9 protein-coding genes and 1 pseudogene are annotated in these 3,624 nt (G+C 43.5%); all 10 read left to right on the top strand.

What is annotated here, in order from left to right; genetic code table 11:
• Positions 1-90 (top strand): annotated as a pseudogene (gene rplP / locus Q7V21_RS12935) (50S ribosomal protein L16); the annotation flags it as partial.
• The gene (gene rpmC / locus Q7V21_RS12930) at positions 90-275 is read left to right on the top strand and encodes a 50S ribosomal protein L29 (protein ID WP_014707486.1); all 186 of its coding nucleotides are present in this window, start codon (positions 90-92) and stop codon (positions 273-275) included. The pseudogene rplP and the gene rpmC, both read left to right, overlap by 1 nt.
• A 9-nt stretch (positions 276-284) precedes the next feature.
• Positions 285-545, top strand: a complete 261-nt coding sequence (gene rpsQ, locus Q7V21_RS12925) for a 30S ribosomal protein S17 (protein ID WP_069296934.1) — start codon at positions 285-287, stop codon at positions 543-545.
• Positions 546-572: 27 nt separating this feature from the next.
• Positions 573-941: a 50S ribosomal protein L14 gene (gene rplN, locus Q7V21_RS12920; protein WP_089418555.1), complete on the top strand. Its 369-nt coding sequence runs from the start codon at positions 573-575 to the stop codon at positions 939-941.
• 16 nt (positions 942-957) lie between these two features.
• Entirely contained in the window at positions 958-1,275 is a 318-nt protein-coding gene (gene rplX / locus Q7V21_RS12915; protein ID WP_069296932.1) for a 50S ribosomal protein L24, read from the top strand.
• A gap of 21 nt (positions 1,276-1,296) precedes the next feature.
• Positions 1,297-1,836 carry a 50S ribosomal protein L5 gene (gene rplE / locus Q7V21_RS12910; protein WP_069296931.1) on the top strand — a complete coding sequence of 180 codons (540 nt, stop codon included), beginning with the start codon at positions 1,297-1,299 and terminating at the stop codon, positions 1,834-1,836.
• Between the two features lie 23 nt (positions 1,837-1,859).
• Entirely contained in the window at positions 1,860-2,165 is a 306-nt protein-coding gene (gene rpsN / locus Q7V21_RS12905; RefSeq protein WP_014707481.1) for a 30S ribosomal protein S14, read from the top strand.
• A gap of 30 nt (positions 2,166-2,195) precedes the next feature.
• Positions 2,196-2,591, top strand: a complete 396-nt coding sequence (rpsH, locus tag Q7V21_RS12900) for a 30S ribosomal protein S8 (protein ID WP_226069746.1) — start codon at positions 2,196-2,198, stop codon at positions 2,589-2,591.
• Between the two features lie 23 nt (positions 2,592-2,614).
• A complete protein-coding gene (gene rplF, locus Q7V21_RS12895; RefSeq protein WP_069296929.1) occupies positions 2,615-3,148 on the top strand; it encodes a 50S ribosomal protein L6 in 534 nt (177 codons plus the stop codon).
• Positions 3,149-3,160: 12 nt separating this feature from the next.
• Entirely contained in the window at positions 3,161-3,514 is a 354-nt protein-coding gene (gene rplR, locus Q7V21_RS12890; protein ID WP_069296928.1) for a 50S ribosomal protein L18, read from the top strand.
• Positions 3,515-3,624 lie beyond the last annotated feature (110 nt).

Raw genomic sequence — 3,624 nt, 5'->3', positions numbered from 1 at the left:
GTTACTGAAGAGATCGCTCGTGAAGCGTTCCGTCTTGCAGCAGCTAAACTTCCTGTTAAAACGACATTTGTAACTCGGGCGATACTGTAATGAAAGCGAGCGAAATTAGACAAAAATCTGCTGAGGATCTGGCTAAAGAGCTGGGTGAACTTCACAAGGAACAGTTTAATTTGCGTATGCAAAACGCTACCGGCCAATTGACACGTAATTCTGAGCTGAAGCGTGTGCGCCGTGATATTGCACGCATCAAGACTGTACTGACTGAGAATAAATAGGGCACTGAAATGAGTGAACAAGAAAAAAATGCACGTTCGTTAATTGGCCGTGTTGTCAGTGACAAGATGGATAAAACCATTACTGTTCTAGTAGAACGTAGTGTTGCCCATCCGATCTACAAAAAATATGTAAAGCGTTCAACGAAGTTACATGTTCATGATGAAAAGAATGAATGTAATGTCGGTGACGTAGTAAGTGTTGCCTCATCGCGCCCACTGTCTAAGACGAAGTGCTGGAAGCTGGTCGACATTATTGATCGTGCGAAATAAGCAACTATTCAGTTTGGAGTTTAGACCATGATTCAAATGCAAAGCAGTCTCGATGTGGCCGATAATAGCGGTGCTAAACGAGTAGAATGCATCAAAGTTTTAGGTGGTTCACACCGTCGTTATGCCGGAATTGGTGACGTTATTAAAGTCACCATTAAAGAGGCTGCGCCGCGTGGAAAAGTAAAGAAAGGTGATGTGCACAATGCAGTCATCGTTAGAACTCGTAAAGGTGTTCGCCGTCCTGATGGTTCGGTTATCCGCTTCGATACTAACGCTGCCGTTTTATTGAATGCTGCACATCAGCCAATTGGTACACGTATTTTCGGCCCGGTCACGCGTGAGCTTCGTGGTGAAAAATTCATGAAGATCATTTCATTGGCACCGGAAGTACTTTAAGTAGGAGCGCTGAAGGATGGAAAGATTAGTAAAAGGCGATCAAGTTGTTGTTACGGTAGGTAAAGACCGTGGTAAACAAGGCGAAATCCTGCGTCGGGTCGAAGGTGGTAAGTTTGTTGTTCAAGGCATCAATCTTGTCAAAAAGCACACTAAGCCAAACCCGGCGTTAGGTCGCACAGGTGGTATTGTTGAAAAAGAAATGCCAATTCATGGGTCGAATCTTGCTTTGCTGAATCCAGCTTCTGGAAAAGGCGATAAAGTAGGTTTCAAATTTCTCGAAGATGGCCGCAAAGTTCGCGTCTTCAAGTCGAACGGCGAAACCGTTGGCGCTTGAGCTTAGAGTTGGGATATTAAAGTGAGCAGATTAAAACAAATTTATCGTGAAGAAGTAGTCAAACAATTGCAAGAACAGTTTGGCTATAAATCCGTTATGGAAGTGCCCCGCATAACCAAAATCACTCTGAATATGGGTGTTGGTGAAGCGTTGACTGATAAGAAAGTGCTGGAAAACGCTGTTGCTGATATGGAAGCTATTTCCGGTCAGAAGGCTGTTGTTACTAAAGCACGTAAATCAGTTGCCGGCTTCAAAGTGCGTGAAGGTTGGCCGATTGGATGTAAAGTTACATTGCGTAGTGATCGCATGTATGACTTTCTCGATCGTTTGATCAGCATTTCTATTCCGAGAATTCGTGACTTTCGTGGATTAAACCCGAAATCATTTGATGGTCAAGGAAACTACAGTATGGGGATTAAAGAGCAAATCATTTTCCCTGAAATTGAGTTTGACAAGATCGATAAAACACGCGGTATGGACATTACCATTACCACCACTGCAAAAACTGCAGAAGAGTCACGTGCTTTATTGACTGCGTTCAAGTTTCCTTTTAGAAAATAAACCAAGTCCGGGTGGAATAAGTTATGGCTAAACGTTGCATGATTAATCGCGAGATTAAAAGAGCAAAAATGGTAGAAAAATACGCTGCCAAACGTGCTGAATTGAAAAAACAAATGATCAATTCATCATTGAGTATGGAAGAACGTGAAGTTGCTGCAAAGAAATTTCATGCTTTACCACGTAACTCAAGTGCAGTACGTATGAGAAATCGTTGTGAAATTACTGGTCGTCCACACGGTTATTACCGTAAGTTTGGTCTTTCAAGAAACAAACTGCGCGAACATGCAATGAATGGCGATATCCCTGGCCTAGTCATGGCGAGTTGGTAGTTGCCAATCTGTTTAGTGGAGCTAAATTAAATGAGTATGACTGACCCAATTGCTGATATGTTGACGCGTATTCGCAATGCCCAACAAGCAAATAAAGTTGACGTAACAATGCCTTCTTCTAAAGTAAAGCTGAGCATCGCTCAGGTTCTTAAAGATGAAGGTTATGTTGCTGATTTCAGTGTTAATGAAAATGCAGGCAAACCCCTGTTGAGCATTAGCCTGAAATATTTTGAAGGCAAACCGGTTATCGAACAAATCAACCGCATCAGCCGTCCAGGTCTTCGAGTTTACCGTTCAGCGGATAAAATTCCGCAAGTTATCGGTGGTCTCGGTGTTGCTATCGTGTCTACCTCTAGAGGTGTGATGGCTGATCGTAAAGCGCGTGCACTTGGTCAGGGCGGTGAAGTCCTGTGTGCCGTTAGCTAAGCCTTATTTCCAGGAGATAGAACATGTCACGTATTGCAAATGCGCCAGTTGAAATTCCTGCTGGTGTTGAGGTTGCTCTCAACGGTAGTGAAGTTACGGTTAAAGGTTCGAAAGGAACATTGTCACGTACTTTTCATGCCGATGTAGAAGTGTCGCAGGAAGGTTCTGCACTCAAGACCGTCGCAAAAAACAATTCAAAACAAGCTGTTGCTTTAACTGGTACAGCAAGAGCTCTGATCAGTAACATGGTCGATGGTGTCTCAAAAGGTTTTGAAAAGAAATTAACATTGGTAGGTGTTGGTTACCGTGCTAAGGCACAGGGTGACAAACTCGACCTGACTTTGGGTTTTTCGCATCCTGTTCAATACAGTGTGCCTGCTGGAATTACAGTTGAAACCCCAAGTCAAACTGAAATTGTTGTTACGGGCGCTGACAAACAAGCGGTCGGACAAGTGGCGGCAGATATTCGTGCTTATCGCTCACCAGAACCTTACAAAGGTAAAGGTGTTCGTTATTCAGATGAATATGTTGCTCGTAAAGAAGCTAAGAAAAAATAATTAGGCTGAATCATGGATAAAAAATCGTCAAGATTACGCAGAGCTGCAAGAGCGCGTGCCAAAATCAGAGAATTGGAAGTCTACCGACTCACAATTCACAGAACGCCGCGTCATATCTATGCACAGGTCCTTACTCACGATAGCTCTAAAGTAGTTGCATCAGCATCAACTTTAGATCCGGAAGTGAAAAAAGCACTTGAAGCTACTGGAAATGTAGCTGCAGCCGAATTGGTTGGAAAGACTGTTGCACAACGTGCAGTAAAAGAAGGTATCACACAAGTTGCCTTTGATCGTTCCGGTTTTAGTTATCACGGTCGCGTTAAGGCCCTGGCTGATGCAGCTCGTGAAAACGGCTTGCAGTTCTAGTTATATAAGGTAAGACTCATGGCACAGAATGAACAACGCCAAGCCGCATCAGATGGCTTGATTGAAAAGTTAGTAGGTATTCGCCGCGTCGCTAAAGTAGTGAAGGGTGG

It is taken from the genome of Methylophaga sp. (genome assembly GCF_030651745.1).
Note: the sequence above shows the minus strand (reverse complement) of the source record. Positions and strands in the feature narration are given on the sequence as shown.

Coding starts and splice junctions, on each gene's coding strand:
- rpmC (WP_014707486.1), top strand. CDS start 90: ATGAAAGCGAGCGAAATTAGACAAAAATCTGCTGAGGATCTGGCTAAA.
- rpsQ (WP_069296934.1), top strand. CDS start 285: ATGAGTGAACAAGAAAAAAATGCACGTTCGTTAATTGGCCGTGTTGTC.
- rplN (WP_089418555.1), top strand. CDS start 573: ATGATTCAAATGCAAAGCAGTCTCGATGTGGCCGATAATAGCGGTGCT.
- rplX (WP_069296932.1), top strand. CDS start 958: ATGGAAAGATTAGTAAAAGGCGATCAAGTTGTTGTTACGGTAGGTAAA.
- rpsN (WP_014707481.1), top strand. CDS start 1,860: ATGGCTAAACGTTGCATGATTAATCGCGAGATTAAAAGAGCAAAAATG.
- rpsH (WP_226069746.1), top strand. CDS start 2,196: ATGAGTATGACTGACCCAATTGCTGATATGTTGACGCGTATTCGCAAT.
- rplF (WP_069296929.1), top strand. CDS start 2,615: ATGTCACGTATTGCAAATGCGCCAGTTGAAATTCCTGCTGGTGTTGAG.
- rplR (WP_069296928.1), top strand. CDS start 3,161: ATGGATAAAAAATCGTCAAGATTACGCAGAGCTGCAAGAGCGCGTGCC.